Source organism: Niallia circulans, from assembly GCF_007273535.1.
GTDB classification, from domain to species: domain Bacteria; phylum Bacillota; class Bacilli; order Bacillales; family Cytobacillaceae; genus Niallia; species Niallia circulans_B.
In genome coordinates this window covers 684,471-705,937 of the sequence record NZ_RIBP01000001.1, presented here as the reverse complement: position 1 = coordinate 705,937, position 21,467 = coordinate 684,471, and the positions used below count along the sequence as shown (strand labels likewise).

18 protein-coding genes are annotated in these 21,467 nt (G+C 36.9%); 7 read left to right on the top strand and 11 right to left on the bottom strand.

Features of this window, described 5'->3' with window-relative positions; all coding sequences use genetic code 11:
* Positions 1-16 precede the first annotated feature (16 nt).
* The gene (gene phoU, locus CEQ21_RS04405; protein ID WP_185763431.1) at positions 17-676 is read left to right on the top strand and encodes a phosphate signaling complex protein PhoU; all 660 of its coding nucleotides are present in this window, start codon (positions 17-19) and stop codon (positions 674-676) included.
* 203 nt (positions 677-879) lie between these two features.
* Here phoU and bglA read toward each other — a convergent pair whose 3' ends face one another.
* Entirely contained in the window at positions 880-2,319 is a 1,440-nt protein-coding gene (bglA, locus tag CEQ21_RS04400) for a 6-phospho-beta-glucosidase BglA (protein ID WP_185763430.1), read from the bottom strand.
* 14 nt (positions 2,320-2,333) lie between these two features.
* Positions 2,334-4,235 carry a beta-glucoside-specific PTS transporter subunit IIABC gene (locus CEQ21_RS04395; protein ID WP_185763429.1) on the bottom strand — a complete coding sequence of 634 codons (1,902 nt, stop codon included), beginning with the start codon at positions 4,233-4,235 and terminating at the stop codon, positions 2,334-2,336.
* Between the two features lie 161 nt (positions 4,236-4,396).
* Here CEQ21_RS04395 and CEQ21_RS04390 point away from each other — a divergent pair, with 161 nt between their 5' ends.
* Positions 4,397-5,107: a GntR family transcriptional regulator gene (locus CEQ21_RS04390; RefSeq protein ID WP_185763428.1), complete on the top strand. Its 711-nt coding sequence runs from the start codon at positions 4,397-4,399 to the stop codon at positions 5,105-5,107.
* Between the two features lie 92 nt (positions 5,108-5,199).
* Positions 5,200-6,465, top strand: coding sequence for a LysM peptidoglycan-binding domain-containing protein (locus CEQ21_RS04385; protein WP_185763427.1), 1,266 nt, complete (start codon positions 5,200-5,202; stop codon positions 6,463-6,465).
* Positions 6,466-6,583: 118 nt separating this feature from the next.
* On the opposite strand, the gene xerS is transcribed toward CEQ21_RS04385, so the two are convergent.
* Positions 6,584-7,702, bottom strand: coding sequence for a tyrosine recombinase XerS (gene xerS, locus CEQ21_RS04380; protein ID WP_185763426.1), 1,119 nt, complete (start codon positions 7,700-7,702; stop codon positions 6,584-6,586).
* A gap of 251 nt (positions 7,703-7,953) precedes the next feature.
* On the opposite strand from xerS, the gene CEQ21_RS04375 reads away from it, so the two are divergent.
* The gene (locus CEQ21_RS04375) at positions 7,954-8,790 is read left to right on the top strand and encodes a Cof-type HAD-IIB family hydrolase (protein WP_185763425.1); all 837 of its coding nucleotides are present in this window, start codon (positions 7,954-7,956) and stop codon (positions 8,788-8,790) included.
* Between the two features lie 46 nt (positions 8,791-8,836).
* On the opposite strand, the gene CEQ21_RS04370 is transcribed toward CEQ21_RS04375, so the two are convergent.
* Positions 8,837-9,853 (bottom strand): Gfo/Idh/MocA family oxidoreductase, encoded by a 1,017-nt coding sequence (locus tag CEQ21_RS04370; protein ID WP_185763424.1) that lies wholly within the window; start codon positions 9,851-9,853, stop codon positions 8,837-8,839.
* 165 nt (positions 9,854-10,018) lie between these two features.
* Here CEQ21_RS04370 and CEQ21_RS04365 point away from each other — a divergent pair, with 165 nt between their 5' ends.
* A complete protein-coding gene (locus CEQ21_RS04365) occupies positions 10,019-10,870 on the top strand; it encodes a MurR/RpiR family transcriptional regulator (RefSeq protein WP_185763423.1) in 852 nt (283 codons plus the stop codon).
* Between the two features lie 1,488 nt (positions 10,871-12,358).
* Here CEQ21_RS04365 and CEQ21_RS04360 read toward each other — a convergent pair.
* Both CEQ21_RS04360 and CEQ21_RS04355 read right to left on the bottom strand, forming a co-directional pair.
* Positions 12,359-13,810 (bottom strand): L,D-transpeptidase, encoded by a 1,452-nt coding sequence (locus tag CEQ21_RS04360; RefSeq protein ID WP_185763422.1) that lies wholly within the window; start codon positions 13,808-13,810, stop codon positions 12,359-12,361.
* A gap of 418 nt (positions 13,811-14,228) precedes the next feature.
* On the bottom strand, positions 14,229-14,705 hold the full coding sequence (locus CEQ21_RS04355) for an Lrp/AsnC family transcriptional regulator (RefSeq protein WP_185763421.1): 477 nt from the start codon (positions 14,703-14,705) through the stop codon (positions 14,229-14,231).
* Between the two features lie 382 nt (positions 14,706-15,087).
* Here CEQ21_RS04355 and CEQ21_RS04350 point away from each other — a divergent pair, with 382 nt between their 5' ends.
* Together CEQ21_RS04350 and CEQ21_RS04345 are read left to right on the top strand one after the other, a co-directional pair.
* Entirely contained in the window at positions 15,088-16,281 is a 1,194-nt protein-coding gene (locus CEQ21_RS04350) for a hypothetical protein (RefSeq protein ID WP_185763420.1), read from the top strand.
* A gap of 168 nt (positions 16,282-16,449) precedes the next feature.
* The gene (locus CEQ21_RS04345) at positions 16,450-17,031 is read left to right on the top strand and encodes a molybdenum cofactor guanylyltransferase (protein WP_185763419.1); all 582 of its coding nucleotides are present in this window, start codon (positions 16,450-16,452) and stop codon (positions 17,029-17,031) included.
* A 198-nt stretch (positions 17,032-17,229) separates the two neighbouring features.
* Here the strand turns inward: CEQ21_RS04345 and CEQ21_RS04340 are convergent, their stop codons facing one another.
* From CEQ21_RS04340 to CEQ21_RS04320, 5 genes are read right to left on the bottom strand one after another with little or no spacing between them, the layout of a single operon-like run.
* Entirely contained in the window at positions 17,230-17,946 is a 717-nt protein-coding gene (locus CEQ21_RS04340; protein ID WP_185763418.1) for a YwiC-like family protein, read from the bottom strand.
* Between the two features lie 35 nt (positions 17,947-17,981).
* Positions 17,982-18,461 carry a molybdopterin-guanine dinucleotide biosynthesis protein B gene (gene mobB / locus CEQ21_RS04335; RefSeq protein ID WP_185763417.1) on the bottom strand — a complete coding sequence of 160 codons (480 nt, stop codon included), beginning with the start codon at positions 18,459-18,461 and terminating at the stop codon, positions 17,982-17,984.
* Positions 18,458-19,720: a molybdopterin molybdotransferase MoeA gene (gene glp, locus CEQ21_RS04330; RefSeq protein ID WP_185763416.1), complete on the bottom strand. Its 1,263-nt coding sequence runs from the start codon at positions 19,718-19,720 to the stop codon at positions 18,458-18,460. The genes mobB and glp overlap by 4 nt, the downstream gene beginning before the upstream one ends.
* Positions 19,721-19,764: 44 nt before the next feature.
* Positions 19,765-20,418, bottom strand: coding sequence for a response regulator transcription factor (locus tag CEQ21_RS04325; protein WP_185763415.1), 654 nt, complete (start codon positions 20,416-20,418; stop codon positions 19,765-19,767).
* Positions 20,411-21,466 carry a sensor histidine kinase gene (locus CEQ21_RS04320; protein ID WP_185763414.1) on the bottom strand — a complete coding sequence of 352 codons (1,056 nt, stop codon included), beginning with the start codon at positions 21,464-21,466 and terminating at the stop codon, positions 20,411-20,413. Before CEQ21_RS04320 ends, CEQ21_RS04325 begins: the two co-directional genes overlap by 8 nt.
* Position 21,467: the final 1 nt, after the last annotated feature.

Genomic DNA, 21,467 nt, shown 5'->3' with positions numbered 1-21,467 from the left:
AGGAGTGAGATAGCGCATGAATATAAGAACAAACTTTGACAGCAATCTAAACCAATTAAAGGATATGCTGATGGATATGGCTCGGCTAACGGAGAGTTCTATTCAAGACAGTATCCAAGTGTTAATTAACCAAGATCTTGAACAAGCAAAGGGTATTATAGACCGAGATAATGCCATTGACGAATTAGAGAACGATATTAACGATAAAGCAATTTCACTGATTGCGATGGAAGCCCCTGTGGCAAGGGACTTGCGCAAAATTATCGTTGCCTTAAAAATTTCCTCTGAGGTAGAACGGATTGCCGACAATGCGGTAAATATCGCCAAGTCAACGTTACATATTGGCAATGAAAAGCTTATAAAGGAAATAGTCGATATCCCCAAAATGATGGATATGGCATTAAAAATGCTGAGCGATTCCTTGCAGTCGTTTCTGCAGGAGGATGTAGCTTTGGCAAGAAAATGTGCCGAGGATGACGATAAGGTGGATGAAATGTATGGCATGCTTGTTAAAGAATTAATGGGCTATCTGCAGCAAAATCCTGGCAACACAAACCAAATTACACAGCTTGCCTTTGTGTGCCGCTATATTGAAAGAGTGGCAGATCATTCTACTAATATTGCGGAGCATGTCATTTATTTAGTGACAGGAAAGCGGTATGATTTAAATGCATAACAGAACAGGAGGGGAAATAAGCCTCTCCTGTTTTTTCTTTATACCGATGCATGCTCGGTGTTATAAGTAAATTATAGGATGAAAACATGAGCAAAGTATGACGGAAATGGATAAATTTTATTAAATGACATAGTAAGTCTGCGGTATATAGAAAAGAACCTGAACTAATATTGTTCAGGTTCTTGTGGTTCATTGTCTGCTTTTTACAGCTCTTCACCATTTGTTTCAATAACATTTTTATACCAAGCAAAGGAGTCTTTTTTATAACGCTTCATGCTGCCGTTTCCTTCATTGTCACGGTCCACATAAATCATGCCATAGCGTTTTTTCATTTCACCTGTTGTGAAGGAAACGATATCAATGATTCCCCACGGAGTATAACCAATTAGATCCACACCATCATACTCAACGGCTTTTTCTAATGCTTCAATATGTGATTTTAAATATTGAATTCTTTCTGGGTCATGAATAGAGCCATCCTCACTTATTGTGTCAATTGCACCAAAACCGTTTTCTACAATGAAAAGAGGGATTTGGTAGCGATCGTAAAAACGATTAAGTGTATAGCGTAAGCCCGTCGGATCAATTGCCCAGCCCCAGTCACTTGATTTAATATATGGATTTTCAACACCGTTACGCAAGGCACCGTTCACGATATCACCGCTGTTGTCATTGACGACATCACTTTTCACCGTTGTTGACATATAGTAGCTGAAGCCTAAGTAATCAACAGTACCATTTCGCAGGATTTCGTCATCGCCTTCTTCAAATTTGATGTTATAGCCTTCTCTTTCAAATTCTTTTAAAGCGTATTTCGGATAAGCACCGCGTACATGGACATCAGGGAAGAAGTAGCGTTGTCTCATTTCTTCTTCTGCAAGCATGATGTCTTCTGGGTTACAAGAGAATGGATAAATAGGTACATGTGAAACCATTGCGCCAATTTGGAACTCAGGATTGATTTTTTTACCAGCAGCTACAGACAAGGCACTTGCAATAAGCTCATGATGGGCTGTTTGGTACATAACTTCTTTTGGGTTTTCGCCTTCTTGAACAGTAACACCTGAATTTGTCCAAAGGAATAGTGGGTTATCAACATCCATTTGGTTATTGATTTCATTGAAAGTCATCCAATATTTCACTTTGTCTTTGTAGCGGTCAAAGCAAGCCTCTGCAAATGTCACAAAGTAATCGACTACTTTACGATTTCGGAACCCGCCAAGTTCTCTTGCCAAATGAAGCGGCATTTCAAAGTGAGAAAGGGTAATAACAGGCTCAATTCCGTGCTTTAACAGCTCGTCGAACACGTCATCATAAAATTGCAAGCCTGCTTCATTTGGTGTTTCCTCGTCACCGTTCGGGAAAATTCTGCTCCAGCCGATAGACGTTCGCAAACACTTTAAGCCCATTTCTGCGAATAAGGCAATATCTTCTTTATAATGATGATAGAAATCAATTGCTTCATGGTTTGGATAAAACTCATTTTCCTCAATTGTATCGGTAATTTTTCGTGCTACGCCATGTGCACCTGCTGTCATAACATCGACAACACTTGGGCCTTTTCCACCAGCATTCCAGCCGCCTTCAAATTGGTGTGCAGCAAGTGCGCCGCCCCATAGAAAATCCTTCGGTAATTTACTCATATTTGTCTTCCTCCTTATTTAACTACAGTAAACAATTTTTGATTAAATGTACAATTTTCCAAATTCTCACTAATGATTTGTTCATAAGCAAAGGAATTTGTAATGATTACAGGTGTAATCGTTTTTAAGCCTTTGTCCAAGATATAGTCTTTATCAAATTCAATTAATAAATCACCTTTATTGAATTTTTCTCCATCTTTTACTTTGACGGTGAATGGACTGCCATCAAGTGTCACTGTATCCAAACCAATGTGAATCAATAGTTCAACACCGTTTTCTGCTTTCAATCCAATGGCATGTTTAGTTGGTGCAACCATTACGACCGTTCCTTCAAAAGGAGCATACACTTTTGCTTCTGTTGGTTCAATTGCAATACCTTGACCCATTGCACCTGAGCTGAACACTTCATCAGGCACAGCAGTTAGAGGTATTACTTTGCCGCTAAGCGGGGATGCAATTGTTACTTCATTTTCAGCTGCTGCTGCCATCTCTTTCGCAGCTGCTGCAGCTTCTGGTTGTTTTTCTGTCGTCTTCGTGCTTTCTTGCTTTTCACCATAACCAAAGATTTGCACTAAAACAACAGGTAGAATGATCGCAATCGCAGACCCAATAAGAATTCCCCACACAGATGATGGATACTCTGAATCAATACCATTTACGATTGTTAATGGACCTGGTAGTCCTGCATAAGCAAAGTAATATGGATTAAAGAAGCTCGCTGTGATAGCTCCGATACCGCCGCCAATACAGCCAAAGATAAATGGCTTCTTAAAGCGCAGGTTAACTCCGTAAATCGCTGGCTCTGTTATCCCGAAAACCCCAGTCACTCCAGCAGAGATGCTGACTTTTCTCGTTTCTTGGTTTTTCGCTTTTAAAATCACACCAAGTACTGCACCAACCTGTGCGATAACAGCGATTGTTTGATATGCCTGGAAGGAGTCTCTTCCATACAAATCAAAGTTAGCTAATACCATCGGCGTTACGCCCCAATGGACACCGAATATAACGATAACCTGCCATAAAGAGCCGATGATAGCACCTGCCACGATAGGCGCATTTTCTGCTAAGAAGTTATAGCCGTTTGCAATTCCGTTTGCACCCATTGTTGATAAAGGACCAATAAGCACGATTGTTAACGGTACCATAATTACTAAACTGAAAAAGGGAACAAATAATGGCTTTATCACTTCATTGATTCGCTTGTTTAAGAAGCGCTCCAAGTACGATAAGATCCACACTAGAAACAACGGTGGCAATACAGAGGATGTATAAGTTGTTTCTGTTAACGCAATTCCGATAAAGCTAATGTTTGAACCTTCAGAAATTTGCGCTGCCATTTCTGCCCAAGTAGGACTCACCAATGCAGCACAACAGGCTACTGCGATATACATGTTTGTCTTAAAATGCTTGGAAGCGGTTATGGCAATGAAAATCGGTAAAAATGTAAATGGTGCCCAAGAGATGAAGCTGAATACTTGATATGTACCAGATTCTGCGAAGCTATCAAACAATAAGCTTATGATAATTAGTAAACCTTGCAGAATACCAGCAGCTGCTAATATGTACACAAATGGTGCAAACACGGCGGACATTGTGGCGATAATCCGGTTAAGGATCGTCCCTTTATTTTCAGCTTGTGCGTCGGTTGTTGTATCTAAGTTTATGAGACTCGAAAACTCCTCATAAACCTCACCAACATGCTGACCGATAACAACCTGAAATTGACCGCTGTTTTCTACAACTGTCACAACACCTGGCATAGCAGATACTTCTTCTTTTGCTTTTGGATTAGAACGCTTTAAAACTAAGCGCAGCCTTGTGGCACAGCGCGTCGCTCCAACAATGTTTTCCTCACCGCCAACAGCTTCTAAAATATCCTTGGCCAGCTTCGGATAATCTCTAACATTTCCTGCCAAATTGTACCCCTCCTTCATGCTTTATACGCTTACATTATAATTGTATCGGTATAATTTATCAAGTACCAACAAATTATTTTATGCGTGAATAATAGAAAATGAGTTTTTCGCTGATTTATGCTATAATCCTGTTTAAGTGACTAAATAAGAGGGAATGTATTATGCTAAAGTATCAGCAAATTGCAACAGAAATAGAAAAATACATTGAAGACAACGCGCTTCAGCAAGGTGATAAGCTGCCTGTTATCGAAGCATTAATGAACCAGTACGAGGTCAGCAAAAGCACGATTACTAAATCGCTTGAGCTGCTTGAGAAAAAGGGCATTATCTTCCAAGTGCGAGGGAGCGGGATTTTTGTTAGACGCCATCATCGAAAAGGCTATATAAGTCTCCTTTCTAATCAGGGATTTAAAAAAGATCTTGAGGACTATCAAATAACATCACAAATCATTGACTTTGACGTTAGAAAACCGACACTTGAGGCTGCCCAAAGCTTGAATCTGCGTGAGACAGATGAGGTTTATTACGTGAAAAGGGTTCGTTATATTAATGGCCAAACATTATGTTTAGAGGAATCTTATTACCATAAAGGCATTATCACGTATTTGAATAAAGAAATCATTTCCGAATCCATTTTTCATTACATTACAGAAGGATTGGGACTGAAGGTAGGATTCTCTGATATGTATCTTCAAGTCGGCAAGCTGCAGGAAGAAGAGGCAGGCTTACTTGGTCTGCAAAGCGGGGACCCTAAACTGTGTGCAGAAAGTATTTTTCATTTAACAAATGGTCAACCATTTGATTTTTCAAAGGTTACCTACAATTACGAGCAATCGCAATTCTTCCTGCAGGGAAACAGTCATTTGCTGTAATTTTTTAGTGTGTAATAGGAAAGAAGACCATATGATAAAACCCGTATATTATTAAAACTGCCCCATATAAATAAAATAGGGGGTGATGTTAAATGACTGTTCACGTTGTGGAGAGCGGGGAGAATCTATGGTCTATTTCTGCACGCTATAATATAGATATAAATACAATTATCACTACAAATGGTTTACTAACACCTGCTTCAATTGTCCCAGGGCTTGCTCTCTACATTCCGGATAATACATTGCCAGTTCGTGCCTATAAAGTAAAGAGCGGAGATTCACTTTGGAATATAGCGCAAAGCTTTAACACATCGATTTCCTCGATAACTGCCGCAAATCCTGAGGTTAATTTACCTGCATTAAAAATAGACCAAGTGCTTAATATCCCTTCCGTAACCAAACTCTCCATCAGCACAATAGGATTTATCCTGCCTTCCAACTCGGTCACAGATCTTGCGACTATTGATGCACTTGCAAATGAACTGACCTATATCGCCATCGCCAACTATAGTTTTACTGCACAAGGATATGCTTATGTCCAAGCAGATGATACTGCACTTATTACAAGATGCAAGCAAATAAATATAAACCCGTTATTAATGATTAGAAATTTCACCACTACAGGCTTTGATGCAGCCTTAGCTGGAGCAGTTTTAGAAAATGCCACATACCGGCAAAACTTAGTGGATAGTATTGTTAATTTAACAATAACCCGTGGTTTTGGTGGAGTCAGCCTCGATTTAGAATTTGTCCCGCCAGCAAGACGGCAAGAATTTAATTCGTTTATACTGGCATTAAAACAGCAGTTAGGAGCATTGATTTTACAAGTGAATGTGCATGCTAAAACCGCTGACCTGCCGACAAATAGAATCGTTGGCGGGTATGATTATGCCTTTATCGGCCAAACAGCCGATCTTATGGCGGTCATGACACTTGATTACGGCTATCCAGGCGGTCCACCTGATGCTGTTTCGCCAATTGGATTTGTCGAACAGGTCGTGGCATACGCACTTAGCTTAGTTAGTCCGCAAAAGCTATTGATTGCGATGGCTTTATATGGATATGACAAAGAAGTTTCCACGAATGTTACAAAAGGCTTGTCTGTTCTCGCAGCACAGAATAATGCCATTTCATTAGGAACAACAATTCAATATGATACGGTAGCACAATCACCTTGGTATCAATACTTTTCTGGGACGATCGAGCATATTGTCTGGTTCGAGGATATAAGAAGCTATAGGGAAAAGTATAAAGTGATAGATATAAATCAATTAGCAGGGACAACATTTTGGCAAATTAATTTACCAGCACCGCAAAATTGGGCATTTTTACAGAGAGAGATAACGGTTATTAAATAAATAAACGGTCATTTATTTGATTAGAGAGTACCTTCGTTAGTAGAGATGAGGGACGGTACACTAAATTCTAAAGAAACAAAAGGAAAAGGCACTCCATATTTGGCGGAGTGCCTTGCTGTTAATCGTCTTTATTTTGCCGTCTTTTATCAAGTAATTCCGCAGCCATCTTCGCTTTTTCCCTTGATGTATTAATATAAAGGAGGGAAATGTCTGATTGCGTATGGCCTAATTGGTTCATGATAAGGGGAATATCACCGCCCGTATGCTCTGCTAAGTTTGTAGCATACGTATGACGTAACTTATGAGGAGACATTCGCTTATCAAACGACTTTGTATATTTATAGACGATATCCTCGACCGCTCTATTTGTTAACGGCTCTGGGTTGCCTTTATACAACTTAATGAACAAGTACTCATTTTCGCCACTGCCAGCCTTATACTTAGTTGCTCTTACTTCTAAATATTTTATTACATCCTTTAACGAAGAGGGAGTAACAGACACGGTATCCTTTTTGCCGCCTTTACGAATGACACTGATTTCACCTGCTGTGATATCAACATCCTTTAAGCGCAGGGAGGTCAATTCATTTACACGAATTCCACTGCCTAAAAAGAGGGAAAGAATCGCAAAATTCCGTTCCTTATCACGTTTATAATAGCGGAGTTCTGTTGTGGTAAGTGTTTCTTCATAATGATTCTCAATATAGTCCAAAAACTCGACATCATTGTCATTAATAAAAATCTTTTCGGTAATTTTCTTTGCTCGTTCATTAAATGTTTCGGACACTTTTTTGATCGGAATTTTTTTCATGACATTACGGTGGAAATACGGTTCACCACCGTCGACCTCTGCTTCTAAAGAGAGGTAATTAAACAACGACCGCAATGCAGACTTTTGTCTGTTGATTGTTTTCGGACTGATTTTTTTCGTAACATCGTCTTTTTCAGTTATTTTATATTTTTTCCTTGCCGCAAACTTAAAATAATTTTGCACGTCAGCAAGTGGCAATTCTCCTAATACAGTAACAGGGATTTCCTTTATTGTTGGACATGTCACAATATTCTCTGCGAGCAGCCAAGAGAAAAATTCCTTATAATCCCGAACATAATTAAATAAAGTGAGAGGGGAGCGAATATCCAATTTGTCGTCCACATATTCAACGACATAATAAGGCATTTCCTTCAGCAATACCTGGAGCCTCTTTTCATACATTTCATGTTGTTTCGTTATTGCCATTATCACACCTCTTATCAGGGTAAAAAGATCTGTTCGTTTTTATTTATAGATAGGGAGGGGGAGCTTCCCACCTCTCATAGACCTCAATAGGGAACATATGTACTTACTATTTTATTATATCACTTTATCCGCAACATATCATACATTTGCAAGAACTTTTCTTACCAAATGGATAATTTTTCTGTTTGCATAAATGATATAATTTTTAGTAGTAGACTAGATTAAAAACTTAAATTAAAGCGGGTGTGGACATGCAAAAAATTATTTTTATGGATGTGGACGGAACACTTGTAACGGATAATGGGATAATCCCTCATTCAGCTATTCAGGCAATACAAACAGCTAGGAGCAACGGTCATTTAGTCTTTTTATGTACAGGTCGATCTAAATCAATTTTGTTTCCAGAGGTATTAGATATTGGTTTTGATGGCATTGTTGGCGCTGCAGGCGGTTATATCGAGCTTGACGGAAAGGTATTAACACATGATGTATTCGTGAAAGAGGACCTGCAAGTATTGATCAATTATTTTAATGAGCAAAAAATCGATTTCTTTTTTGAATCAAATGCTGGATTATTTGCTAGTAAGAGCTGTAAACAAAGGATAAGAGGTATTATTGATTCTTTGCTAGTAGTTCAGCTAGAGTCAAAAGAAGAGCTGCAGAAGTGGCTGCAGTCCTTCTATGACAGTCTAATAGAAGAAGCTGTAGTAGTTAGAGAAGATATTAATAAGATAGCTTTTTTAGGTTCTGATTATCCTATTGAGAAGATATGCCAACAATTTTCAGCCATGTTTACGGTTATTCCAAGCACCGTTCCGTTTTTCGGTGAAAATAGTGGGGAGATATCGTTATTAGGGATACATAAAGCGACTGCGATTGAAAAGATCATTCAGCATTTAAACATAAACAAAGAAAATACGTTTGCCTTTGGGGATGGGCTGAACGATATTGAAATGCTTTCATTTGTTCAATATGGGATTGCTATGGGCAATGCTAATGAGGAAGTCAAGAAAGCAGCTGCCGATATTACCGATCGCCATGATGAAGACGGAATTTATAATAGCTTTAAGAAATACGGACTTATTTAATATAAAAAGGACCAACACTTTCATCGTGTTGGTCTTTTTTGTGTGCTTATTTACAATAGCTGATTCCTTTTTCAAGAATTTCCATTGCTAGAAGGGTTTGCTCGTCTTTAATAATTTTGTCTGCTCCATTAATAATAGCCTCATACATGCCATCATAGACGCGGCCATAATCACCAACTTCGGAAACAACCTTTTCTTCGTGATAGTTGCCGTCTTCGTCTAAATACGTCAATACACCATAATGCTCAGGTAGATCTATTCCGAAATCTTCATTATCAGGCATATAAAATAACTTTAAATGCTCCTCTTGACGATCCTTTGTTTGTTTAACAAACACACCTTTTTTACCATAAAGGACGAAGCTTGGACGCTCTTTCAAACGGAAGAAGCTGGATTTAACCGAAACCTTCAGCTTGTCATAATAAAAATCTAAGTCAAAATAATCATTCATACGGCCAGTGCCAAGCAGCTGTCTAACATCATAGTTAACATGATCTGGCTTGCCAAAATACGAAATTACTTGATCAATTGTATGGCAGCCATGGCCATATAAATAGCTATTATAGTACTTAAATGTATGTGTAGATTCGGGAGTTTGTGGTCTGAAGTAATCATAATGCATTTCTACTTCAAGCAGCTCGCCTAATTTTCCACTTTCAATAATCTTTTTAGCAGTCAAAAAGTCAGAATCGAAGCGGCGATTTTGGTAACACTGCACTAAAAGTCCTTTTTCTTTGGCATATGCATAAATTTCTTCTGCTTCTTTTGCTGTCATCATAAATGGCTTTTCAACAAGAACATGCTTATTATGATCTAAAGCCATTTTTGCATATTCATAATGTGCTTCAATCGCAGTATTGACGACAACTAACTGAATTTCTTCATCCTTCATTATTTCATCCAAATTCGTAGTATAATTAATACCAGGATGCTTCTCCCAAGCATCACGCTCGGCACTTCTACGGAAAATTGCTTTTACATTAATATTATCACGCTGTAAAACGAACGGTAAATGATAGCGGTTTGTGCTTTTTCCATTGCCAATATAGCCAATTGTTAACATTATCTCCACTCCTTAATACTCTTGATAGTTATATTATAGGGGGAGGAGAGGAAGAATACTATCATCTATCATGGAAACGCTTATTTAGGTAAAATAGTTCTGAATTTCATTTCTTTTTCGAGAGATTTCCGGAACAATAGTTCAGGTGTAAAGGAGCGTTTAAGCTTGTTGTTAAGACAGATTGAAAACAAAACAAATTTTACGACAACAGAGAAAACAATTGCTGATTTTATCTTAGAAAATACAGCTTTAATAGAAAAGTTATCCATTCAAGAATTAGCTCGGCAAACATACACTTCTAATGCGTCCATCATTCGGTTTGTGCAGAAGCTGGGAATAAAGGGCTTTAAGGAGTTTAAGATTCTGCTTTTAAAGTCGATTGAACAAAGAGCTGATTTAGATAAAGAAATAAATCCAGATATCCCATTTGAAGGTGACTCGCATTTAATGAATATAAGCGAGGATATTATGTATTTGTCACAGCAAGCCATTAAAGAGACATATCATCAGTTACAAGAAGAACCGCTACTTGAGATGACAAAGCACTTATATCATGCCAAGCGTATTTTTTTGTTTGCTGCCGGTGATTCGCATATTCGAGCGGAAGGCTTTCAAAATAGGCTATGGAAGATTAATAAGTACGCTATTCTTGCTAAGGAGCGGGAAGAATGGGCGTTAAATGCAGCAAACCTGATGCCAGAGGACTGTGCCTTATTCATTAGTTATGATGCAAAATCTATAAATGATTTGCATGCAGCACAAGTAATAAAAAAACATAAGGTACCAATTCTGCTCCTAACTTCGATACCAGAAAGTGAGCTTGGTAAGCTTGCTGATGTTATCCTAACAGTGCCTCGCTTAGAAACGAAGGAAGTGGAAAAAATAGCTACATATTCCTCGCAAATAGCATTTGACTACATATTAAATGTCCTTTTTTCGGCAATGTATCAAATGGAATACCAAGAAAATCGATTGAACCAATTAAAAAGGGCAGAGGTTTTACAGCAATTGTACTAAATTACGTCTGTTCGCATTTTGTTCGCGTTTCTGCTTGGAGTAGAAGCGCTTATTAAATGTATCCTGATTTATGGCAGAGAGGTAGCTGCTGTGATATGATGTCAAAACACCTGGAAAAAGGCTTAAAATCAACGTTAGATTCAAAATTTGATTTCGATTTGCAAACGAAAGTGTTATTAGTAAACAAAAAAATGTTTTACACTACCGAACAATTGTTCGTATAATACAATTTTTACGAATACTAGTTTACATAATTTAATTATCGTAAAGTTTGTTTATTTGAATGATATTTGTATATTGGTTATTTGGCTAATGAGCATTATCTTTGATTTACAGATAGCTACGCTTTAATTCCTCCAGTTAATTACATTACGTACCATTATTCAAAGACATCAGGAAAAAAGGGAAGGGGGATTGATTTAAGTCTGCTTTCAAACAGACAATTTCAATGTATTTGTGACTGATTTATGTAGTTTAACTATTGATCAAACCTGCTGGATAGCAATCTTTTCAGTGATTGATTTAAAATTTTTAATAAGATTATTATTAACAAATTGTTGTATTGTGATTTAAGCTATAATATTTAACTTTTGAAACAAATAGCTGTATTAGACAAATTACGACATAAGAAATTATATGCGTTTTAGCAATTAATCATCTTAACATCACTCTAGAATATAACTGACTTAAAACCCGCGCAACAGGTATAATTATTGTGGTTTACTGACATTATGTTAACTAAGCTGTCCTCAATCTAATAATAAATTTAACCCAATACAACTATTCGTAAAAGATGTATTATACGAATAGTTGTATATTCTTTTATTTACGCCCTTTTGTGCCATTAAGCTATAAAATTAAGCAAATTTATTAGGATTTATTATTTGAATTGTATTTATGTAACTTAGTAAGTTTACCTGATGACCTTTGCAAAGTATAAGATCGCATCTTTGAAACTTATATCAATGCAAATTCAGTTTGTCTAATCGTTTAAAATGACTTGAATTAACTAGCTGTAGTTTAAATTTAAAATTCATATTTAGTCATTTTGATTTTAACTACACGTTAAATCATTTTAAGCTTGTTAACTAAAACGGAATTTTTTAAGAAGCTTATATATTATGCATGCTGACTTATTAAACTATCATAAAACTCATTTATAAACTATTGGCGATCATAATTCATTTTATCTTTATTTACAGTTTTTCGGTAAAACTTGCTACTTATCTTTATAACTATATAGATTCATTATTTGCACACTACAACTATTCGTAAAATGAGTCTTATACGAATAGTTTTTATTTGTAAGATTGTTTTACTCTCTTTTCATAATTGCTAAGAACATGCTGCTTCATATCAAGCTTGCTAAACACAACTGCAATAAAAAAAGACAATCAAGTCTCCCTTAATTGTCTTTTTTAATGAGCTGCCTTGTTTTTATATAACTAACAAAGTAACTTTTCTATATAATTTCGATTCTAGTTTTAACTAATAAACAATAACTGGTTCGTATGTGTCAAGATTATCATACACTTTTTTCATTATGTTCGCTGGTGTATTAACACAGCCGCCAGATCCTGCTGTTAAATAGGCATCGCTTGCCCAATTTGTTCTCCAGCCAGCATCGTGGAAGCCTTGGCCATCGTTTGTAAATGGCGCCCAATAATCAACTTCTACTTCATATGCTCCGCCATGGCCAACAGAAGTTCCTTTAAGTGTGTATGGTGTTCGTTTATAAAGGATATACCATACACCTTTGTGTGTATCTTCATTCGTGTTATGTCTTCCTGTTACGACATCTGTTGTTACGATTAATTTTCCGTTTTTGTAAATCCATGCTTTTTGTTCTGAAATGGATACTTCCGCGTACGTATCGCCTATCCCGTTGTTGCCGGTTGTTTCATATCCAATACCTTCATTAGTCCAGCCATGTCCGTAAATATTAGATGCAGTATGGGAGTTATCACCATTTTCAAAGGCTTTTTGAAGACTTGCAGCCTCTTGTTCTTCATTAAGCGCCCATCCGTATCCCTGTCCTTTTACTTGGATAACGGAACCTGTATGTGTCTTAAAGCTAAAGTTTTTATCTAGAGTTGATTGAGTGTCATTTATCTCTGCAACTTTACTTTCTATATCACTTGGATCAACAGAAATTTTCAGATCCTTCGTAACCGTTGCATTTTTGATGACATCACTGCCTTTTAAAGAATACGATTTATCCTGAACCTTATAATCAATTGTCTGAGCCAAAAGGGCTTGTAGTTTTTCCTCTTCTTGTTTGACAATTTCGTTGTCCTCTTTAATTGGTGTTATAAATGCAGCTTCCAAATGGATTTCACTTTTATATTGCTGTTTTTCATATTGCTCAAGAAGTCCGTCAATGTCATATTGCTTGCCGTCTTCACTTTTTGTGATGACAATTTCACCTTCTTTAAGCTCAGCTTGTGCGTCCTTTGGTGGTGTTAAGCTTTTATTTCTATCTGTCAGTTCATCTTGAAACTGTTGCTTTATTTCTGCGAATGATGAAGCATTTTTACTTGGCTTCAGCTCAAATTCCTTTGCATCTGAGGAAGGCAGCCATGTTCGCTGGCTCTTCAACATTTTTATTATATTTGGTAAGTCATCATCTGTATAGGTTATTTTCGTATCTTCTGCATCAAAGATTTTGTCTTCTCCGATATAAACAACATTTTTGTATTCAGTTGAACCTAATTTGTTTAGAGCCTGGTCAGCTGTCAATCCGCCTATATTTATACCGTTAATTTTTATTTGAGAATTAAAATGAGTGCTTTGATAATAGAAGAATCCTCCTAATATAAGTCCAATAACTACAATAACAGCGGCAATTCCGATAATAAGCTTTGATTTACCGTTCTTGTTGTACCTGTTTCCTCTTTTATTCTCGTCATCTGCAATGAGATTACGTGCTCCATTCTCCATATTGTACCCTCCGTACCTTTTAAACGAATTCTTTAAAGTCATTTATTGCACCTGAATTATGTTCCTTTGAGTCATTAATTGCCAGTGGATGAGGATAGTGTGCAAAAGGCTTTCTTATAAGAATCTTTACCCTTATATAGTAACGCTTTCCTTCATTTCCTACAATTAAAAACTCGCAAGTTATAAAAAAAGAAAACTCCCTCTTTTATAAGTAAAACACGGCTCAAATATGTAAATCCTTTAATAGAAGTTAAATCCCAATAGGGTGTTTCATTCTTATTTTTTATCGACAAATTGGTCAACTAATAAAGCACAATTCTTATTACAAACAGAACTTTTTTATACAAAAAAACAGCTGCCCTTTGACAACTGAATTCTGTTGAAGAAACTGCATTCCTTCGCCTTTATTCGATTGTCATTACAGCTTCATACCCATTCTGCTCTTATATCTTTTTATAAGGATTTGGCAATCTACACTTACGACACCACGAAGTGGATACATTTTTTCTGTCATGAACTTTTCCATTTCCTGATTGTCCTCAAAGATACCATGCATGTGTAATTTACTTGGACCAGTCATATGATACAAGCTTGTGACAGAATGCTCTTCAGCGAGCTGGGCCGCTACCTCCTCTAAATATTGAGGCTCTACCTCGACATTAAAAAAGGCGGAAACATGAATACCGATTTTTGTTGGATTAATGACGGTTGTGAATTTTTCAATTACGCCCTTCTCTGTTAAGTTGTTAATGCGCATTTGGACTGCAACCCTTGATAAATCCACTTCTTTTGCAATATCAGTATAAGAAACACGACTATTTTCATGTAACATGGAAAGGATTGTTTTATCTATTTCATCTAGCACTAAATTGGGAACACTATAACCTGATGACAACTAATCATGACCTCTCTTTCGTATGTTTTCTATCAAAATAACAAAAGTATTGTTGACTGTATTTAACCACATTGATATTTAATAGTAAATAAAAAAGAATGGTCATTTCATTTTGCAAGACAATTAAATTTCTTTAGTTAAAAATTAAATAAATTACTCATAAACACTTACATTTCGTAACAATGTATGATATAAATAAAAATATTAATTATTATGCATAGTATTCAACGTTGTAAAAAAGTCAGAATTTTGCATTTTTAAATCCTGACTTTAAAAAACATCAAGAGTTACTGCTGAGAAGGGAGAAATTTTTTTTATAATTTTTTAAGTCTGAAAATTGTTAATTTTGTATTTTTATTCATCGTATATTAGGAGGATCTACATGACTATTAATGAACCGGTTTATGCAGCAATGTTAGTTCTTGCATTAATAGCTATTGGGGAAGTTGTTTCCATATTAACGCGTGCTCGTGTACCAATGTTACTTATTGCAATCTTAGGATTTCTTATTTTTATTTGGACAGGCATTTTCCCTGCCAATATCGTCGATACTTCTTCATTTAGTACAATGGGGACTTTACTGACAGGCCCGCTTGTTGTTCATTTAGGTACACTTATACCACTTACCTTAATGGCTAAACAATATCGTGCCGTTCTTATCGCTTTAGGCGGTTCGCTCGTTGCATTATTATTCGTTCTACCGATTATCACTATGCTGTTTGGGTATGAAACAGCTGTAGCTGGTACAGGCCCGTTAGTAGGTGGAATCGTTGCATTTATTGTAACTTCTGAAGCATTAAATGGGTCTGGCTTTGAATATTTAGTTGCAATCCCAGCACTCGTTTTAGCAGTACATAAATTATTTGGACTACCAGTAGCATCCATGTTACTTCGTAAGTATGCATTAATCCTTCGTAATAAGTGGGACCAAACGGATTCAAGTTCTTATATTGCCTCTGCAGTTGAGGTGCCTCTCCATGGAGGGGCCGTTGCAACAAAACCTAAGAAAAGAAAGAAATATGAGTTCAATACAGCGAATATTTTATTGTTTAAATTGTTTGTTGGTGCATCGCTTGGTACCGTTCTTGGTGAGCTAACTGGTATAAGCGGCACAATCTGGTGTTTATTCATCGGTGTATTAGGCACTAAAGTTAACTTCTATAATGAAAACATCATGGATAAAGCAAAAGCATCAAGTATCGCCGTATTAGGAACTATCTTTATCGTAATAGCTTCTATGAGCAAGGTAAGCCTTACAGAGTTTCTGCACTTTATCCCACAGGTTGTGACTATTATCATCATTGGTGAAATTGGCATTCTGGTAGGTGGCTATATCGTTTCAAAATTAGTAAAATGGCATCCTTATAAAGGAATGTCACTTGCCTTAACTGCTATGTTTGGCTTCCCAGCTGACTATATCCTCTGTCAGGAAGTAAGCCGCAGTGTTGGACGAACAGAAGAAGAAGAAAACCGCCTGTTAAATGAATTATCTCCGCCAATGTTAATCGGAGGCTTTACAACAGTTACAGTAGCATCTGTTATTATTGCAAGTATTCTAGTAAAAACATTAAGCTAACCTAATAAATTTAATCAAACACTTATCATGTTCCTTGTGAAGATGGTAAGTGTTTTTTTATGGGAAAAAGGCTCCTACTATTTCACTACGCATTTTATTCGAGTCTAATTATCTTATATAATAGAAGGTAACTAACTATATAAAAATTAATGTAAATGAGGGAATCTTGTGCCATTAAATCAAACATATACAGGGATTATTTTAGCTGGCGGGCAATCAAGAAGATTCGGGAGCCAAAAAGCCTTTGCTATTAGAGAAGGCAAGTATTTTTATCAATACTCTATTGATGCCATGAATCCATTTACTGCTGACATCTATCTTGTTGCACACCCGGAAATTAAGAGCAACTTTCAATCATTACAAGATATAACGGTGATCGAGGATGCTGATAGTTTTACAGGATACGGTCCACTGGCAGGCATTTATTCTGTTATGGCTCAACAAAACGCTGAATGGTTCATTGTTTTACCTATAGATAGCCCCTTCGTTACAACAAAGACAATTGAAAAGCTGCTCTCATACATCCATGATGGCTATGATGCAGTTGTACCGGTCATTGACTCAAAACATCAGCCGCTCATTGCTGTTTATAACAAAAGAATTCAGGGAAAAGTCTATCATGCGTTAACACAGAAGGAATTATCGATGCAAAAGTTTTTACAGCAGATAAACGTGAAGTTTGTTGAAGACTTTGATAAACAGCATTTTATTAATATTAATTTTCAGGATGACTATACTAATTTTATTTAATTATAAAAGTATCTCTTATGAAAAATGATATGGAACTACATTAAAGCGCGAGGCTCTTAATTACTTACCATACAGCCGTGATAACAAAGCAGGCGCTTTCTTCACGGCTTTTTTGTAATCCCTAACGCGGTGACCAAAAGGCACCTCTCGAAAAAGTATGTCTCCATACAAAAAAGAGAATCATTTATGATTCTCTTCCTATCTTAGTACATATAAACAAATTATAAAAAATACAAGTCCGTTTATAATCTCCATAATACCAATTTTGATAGGCTTTATTGCTTCCTTTCTAGAAGTTAGAAAGTCTTTGCATACACTGGGCACATACGCTATAACCAACCACGGTATGTTTAAGAGAAATGGTACAAGCAATAGTAGCCCGTGATAAATATGAGATCTTCTTTTAAATGCTGTATTTTTCCGCTCTCTAATTAACGATTTAACGTAAAAGGCACTGCTCATAAAATATAATGTGGTTATAATTAATAATATGATGGCATCTTTCGTTAAAGATCCTTGCCCAATTATATAGGCGGCAATTCCTCCCAAAGAAAAGATAAGAATACCGCTCAAATTATTCCATAAACTTCGTTCTTGCCTTATTTTAATGAAATGGCTAGAAACACCAAGCAATAATGATATTACTACTATTCCCCAAAGAAGAATCGGCTTTATCCATATTATTGGTAAAACAAAAATAAGTGCGATGACACTATACTTATATACCCATGGCAGCATCTCCGCTTTATAGCGCGGTTTCCGAATAATGCTGAGTAATGGTGTAGATGTTAAAAAAACGAAAAACCAGCCTACCATAAAGAAGAGATGCAGCCAATTAGCTCCAGATAAAAACATCCCTAATAGATAGGGAAGAAAAAACATCATCCACGTCCCATGCTCTTTTGGCAAAACCATCGCCAAAACCTCCTCTCCTACTAGAAATGATTAAGTTACGTTTCCTTCTTAACCAATTCACCTTCTAACCAAGCAATGACCTTACTCACATGCTTCCATTTATCCTCAAGGTTTTGACAATATGGGATAGTGAATTGAATATTGAAAAGAGATGTCAATTTAGCATGCTCTTCTCCTGAAGAAGTAAATACAACCTTTGGGTAATGTTCATGCTTATATCCTTCGATTAATAATAAGTCATAATCCAAACTGGATATGAGTGACAGCATTTTTTCGATATTCCAGTGTTGTTGTGTCAACTCTAAATGCAAAACACCGTCGCCTTCGACTAGGCTGGCAATCGCTCCTGCGTTATTATACTTTGTGGAATCCTTCACAAGTGTATTTGGCGGACCGCCATGACCATGATGCTTTATCGCAATGACTTTAAAGCCTTTTTCACTCAAACTTTGAATCGTCCACTCCATCGCCGTTGTTTTACCGCTGTTTTGAAAGCCTACAAATTGCAGAATCAAAATGATTCACTTCCTTCTTCATCCTCTAGCAATAAAACCTCAACTTGCATCCCTTTTCTATAGCCTCTTGTACCACCGGGAAGGATTATTAAGCTGTTGGCAAATGCTAATGAATAAATGATATTAGACTTATCCATCCCAATAGGTGAAACATAAATGTTTGTTTCGCGGGCATAAAGCGTGCTGCGTACAAAGCGTGTAAAAGGATTTGCTTTTGGAAAATTTGTGTCTAAAATGGCTGTTACTTTTTTGGCAAATGGTTTGTCACTTCCTAATAAATGGCGAACCATTGGCCTAGTGAATAGTTCGAATCCAACATAACATGCAGACGGATTACCAGATAATCCAAAGAGGATTTTGCCCGCATAAGTTGCTATTGTAGTGACACTTCCTGGCCTCATTGCCATTTTATTGCAAAGGATCTCTGCCCCAAGTGCTTCGTAGACCTCTGGCATATAATCAAAGTCACCAACCGAAACTCCACCGATAGTTATAAGGATATCTACTTCATTAATCGCTTTCTTAATAACATCATATGTAGCTGCAAGGGTATCAGCAATCCTGCCATAATAGATGGCTTCAGCACCGCTTCGTTTAATTTGTTCCATTATCATATAGCTGTTACTATCCCGAATCCTCCCTGGAGCTAATGGTTCATTTACATCCAATAGCTCGTCACCTGTAGCAAGTACACCGATTTTTGGTTTTTGCATGACTGCCACATGGTGGTATCCAAATGTCGCTAATAAAGACTGAATACCAGGATTTATTTTTGTACCTTTTTTAACTAACAGCGTTTCAGCCTTTATATCCTCACCTTGAAAAGAAATATTTTCTCCCGTTTTCATTCTTCTTTTAATCTGTATAAAGCTCTTTCCGTCTCTGCTTATCTCCTTAACAAGCTCTATCATAATAACTGCATCACAACCTAACGGAATTTGCGCACCTGTCATAATCCGAATCGCCTGAAATTGCTGCACCTTTTTTTGTGATACTGTACCTGCGCCAATTTGGTCAATAACCTCTAACTCGATACTCTGCTCTTGTGATGCCTGAATCGTATCTTCCGCTCGTATGGCAAAGCCGTCATATGGTGATTTATCGAAGGATGGTACATCTGATTTGGCTATGATCGCTTCACCTAGGTAGCGTCCTGTAGTATGATCAATCGAAACAAGCTCTGTTTTACCAGGTTGGCGGCATTCCCATAATTTTTCTATCACGCTGTTAACTTGTAGTGGTTTTCGAGATAGCGTCATTTAACATCATCCAATCATATACTAAGATATATACTGGGCTTACCTTATAAATCTATTAAATTTTTCTTTATAGCATATTGAACAAGCTCCGGTCTTGTTGTTAACCCTAATTTGCTCATCATATTTGCTTTATGTGCCTCCACTGTTTTAACAGAAATGAATAGTTTGTCAGCAATTTCTTTATTGCCATATCCCAGAGCAACTAATGGAAGGACCTCCTGCTCACGATTGGATAATAAAAAGTAAGAATCAACGAATTCAGGCTCTTGCCGTGGACTCTCAATATGCTCACGCACCATTTTCGTTGATACCTTTGAATGAATATACCTTCCTCCATTTATAACAGAGCGGATCGCATTCAGCAGCTCATCATCCTTCGCATTCTTTAAGATATAGCCTGTTGCACCGGACTTAAATGCATGATAAAGATATTCCTCATCATCATGCATCGTTAGTATTAATACATTTATATGTGGAAAAGCTTTTTTGATTTTTTTCGTTGCCGAAAGGCCATTTTCTCCAGGAGGCATGCTTAAATCCATTAAGACTACATGTGGCTGCAGTCTTTCTACTAAATAAGAAGCTTCAAGACCATCAGCAGCAGTCCCTACCACCTGCATATCCTCTTGTGCCTCAATTAAAAACGACAAACCGCTTCTAACAATGGCATGATCATCTGCAATTACCACATTAATCATTGTTATCCTCCTGTTCTAATGGAATAACAGCTAAAACCTTTGTACCGATACCAATGGCTGTCTCGATAGAAACCTTTCCTCCGAGCAGAGAAATTCGTTCTTCCATATTACGAAGGCCAAGGCCGGAGCCCTTAACATGAATATTATGCAAATCAAAGCCTACCCCTTCGTCCATCACTTCAACACGAAGTTGTTTTTTACCTGCCAATAAATACACAACAACCTGTTCAACATCCGCATATTTAGCAGCATTTATAAGTGCTTCTGTACATACACGGTAAACCATTGTTTCGATATTGCCATCAAAACGTTCCGATTGGATATTACTGTATAACTCTACTTCCATCCCGAATGTTTCTTCATATCGTTTACAATAAGATTTAAGTGCAGCATAAAGTCCCATATCATCTAATGCAGCTGGACGTAAATCAATTGCCATTGATTTGATGGAGTTAAGGGATTTAACAATAATGGTTTCCACTTTACTTGCTGTTTCCTTCACTTTATTGAAATCTGGTGTATAGCGCATAGACTGTAATTGAATGAGCGCACTGTATATTTCTTGTGCTAAACCATCATGCAGTTCTCTTGAAAGGCGTTTTCGTTCTTCTTCTGACGCATGAATCACATATTCTGTTAAAGACTTTTGATACTGAAGCTTTTCTGTTTCTTGTTGATTAGTTAAATTCCTTAACACTAACACATTCACTTCCTCAAGCGCATCCAATAGAAAGTAGCTGCCGCTAAATGGAATATCAGATGAGTCGGAACCGTGTTTTTTCGTTAAAAATAATTGAAAGGATTCTAGATTCTTGTCTCCTTCTATAAAACAGCTTGAGCAGGTTTGATAGCCTTCTTCATTCGTCATCCCATTACAAACATGACATATTGACGGCATATTAAATAAATCCACTTCAAATTTATTAATAAGCTCCACTGCTTTTGGATTCATAAAAAGCACTTCATTTTGCTTCAGAAAAAATACCGCATCATTCATCTTTTGAAACATAGCTTCGATTAATTTCTGTTTAGACATTGCTACTCCCATT

Excerpts from the sequence above, each read along its gene's own strand:
- phoU (WP_185763431.1), top strand. The coding sequence starts at position 17 with ATGAATATAAGAACAAACTTTGACAGCAATCTAAACCAATTAAAGGAT.
- bglA (WP_185763430.1), bottom strand. The coding sequence starts at position 2,319 with ATGAGTAAATTACCGAAGGATTTTCTATGGGGCGGCGCACTTGCTGCA.
- CEQ21_RS04390 (WP_185763428.1), top strand. The coding sequence starts at position 4,397 with ATGCTAAAGTATCAGCAAATTGCAACAGAAATAGAAAAATACATTGAA.
- CEQ21_RS04385 (WP_185763427.1), top strand. The coding sequence starts at position 5,200 with ATGACTGTTCACGTTGTGGAGAGCGGGGAGAATCTATGGTCTATTTCT.
- xerS (WP_185763426.1), bottom strand. The coding sequence starts at position 7,702 with ATGGCAATAACGAAACAACATGAAATGTATGAAAAGAGGCTCCAGGTA.
- CEQ21_RS04375 (WP_185763425.1), top strand. The coding sequence starts at position 7,954 with ATGCAAAAAATTATTTTTATGGATGTGGACGGAACACTTGTAACGGAT.
- CEQ21_RS04370 (WP_185763424.1), bottom strand. The coding sequence starts at position 9,853 with ATGTTAACAATTGGCTATATTGGCAATGGAAAAAGCACAAACCGCTAT.
- CEQ21_RS04360 (WP_185763422.1), bottom strand. The coding sequence starts at position 13,810 with ATGGAGAATGGAGCACGTAATCTCATTGCAGATGACGAGAATAAAAGA.
- CEQ21_RS04350 (WP_185763420.1), top strand. The coding sequence starts at position 15,088 with ATGACTATTAATGAACCGGTTTATGCAGCAATGTTAGTTCTTGCATTA.
- CEQ21_RS04340 (WP_185763418.1), bottom strand. The coding sequence starts at position 17,946 with ATGGTTTTGCCAAAAGAGCATGGGACGTGGATGATGTTTTTTCTTCCC.
- glp (WP_185763416.1), bottom strand. The coding sequence starts at position 19,720 with ATGACGCTATCTCGAAAACCACTACAAGTTAACAGCGTGATAGAAAAA.
- CEQ21_RS04325 (WP_185763415.1), bottom strand. The coding sequence starts at position 20,418 with ATGATTAATGTGGTAATTGCAGATGATCATGCCATTGTTAGAAGCGGT.
- CEQ21_RS04320 (WP_185763414.1), bottom strand. The coding sequence starts at position 21,466 with ATGGGAGTAGCAATGTCTAAACAGAAATTAATCGAAGCTATGTTTCAA.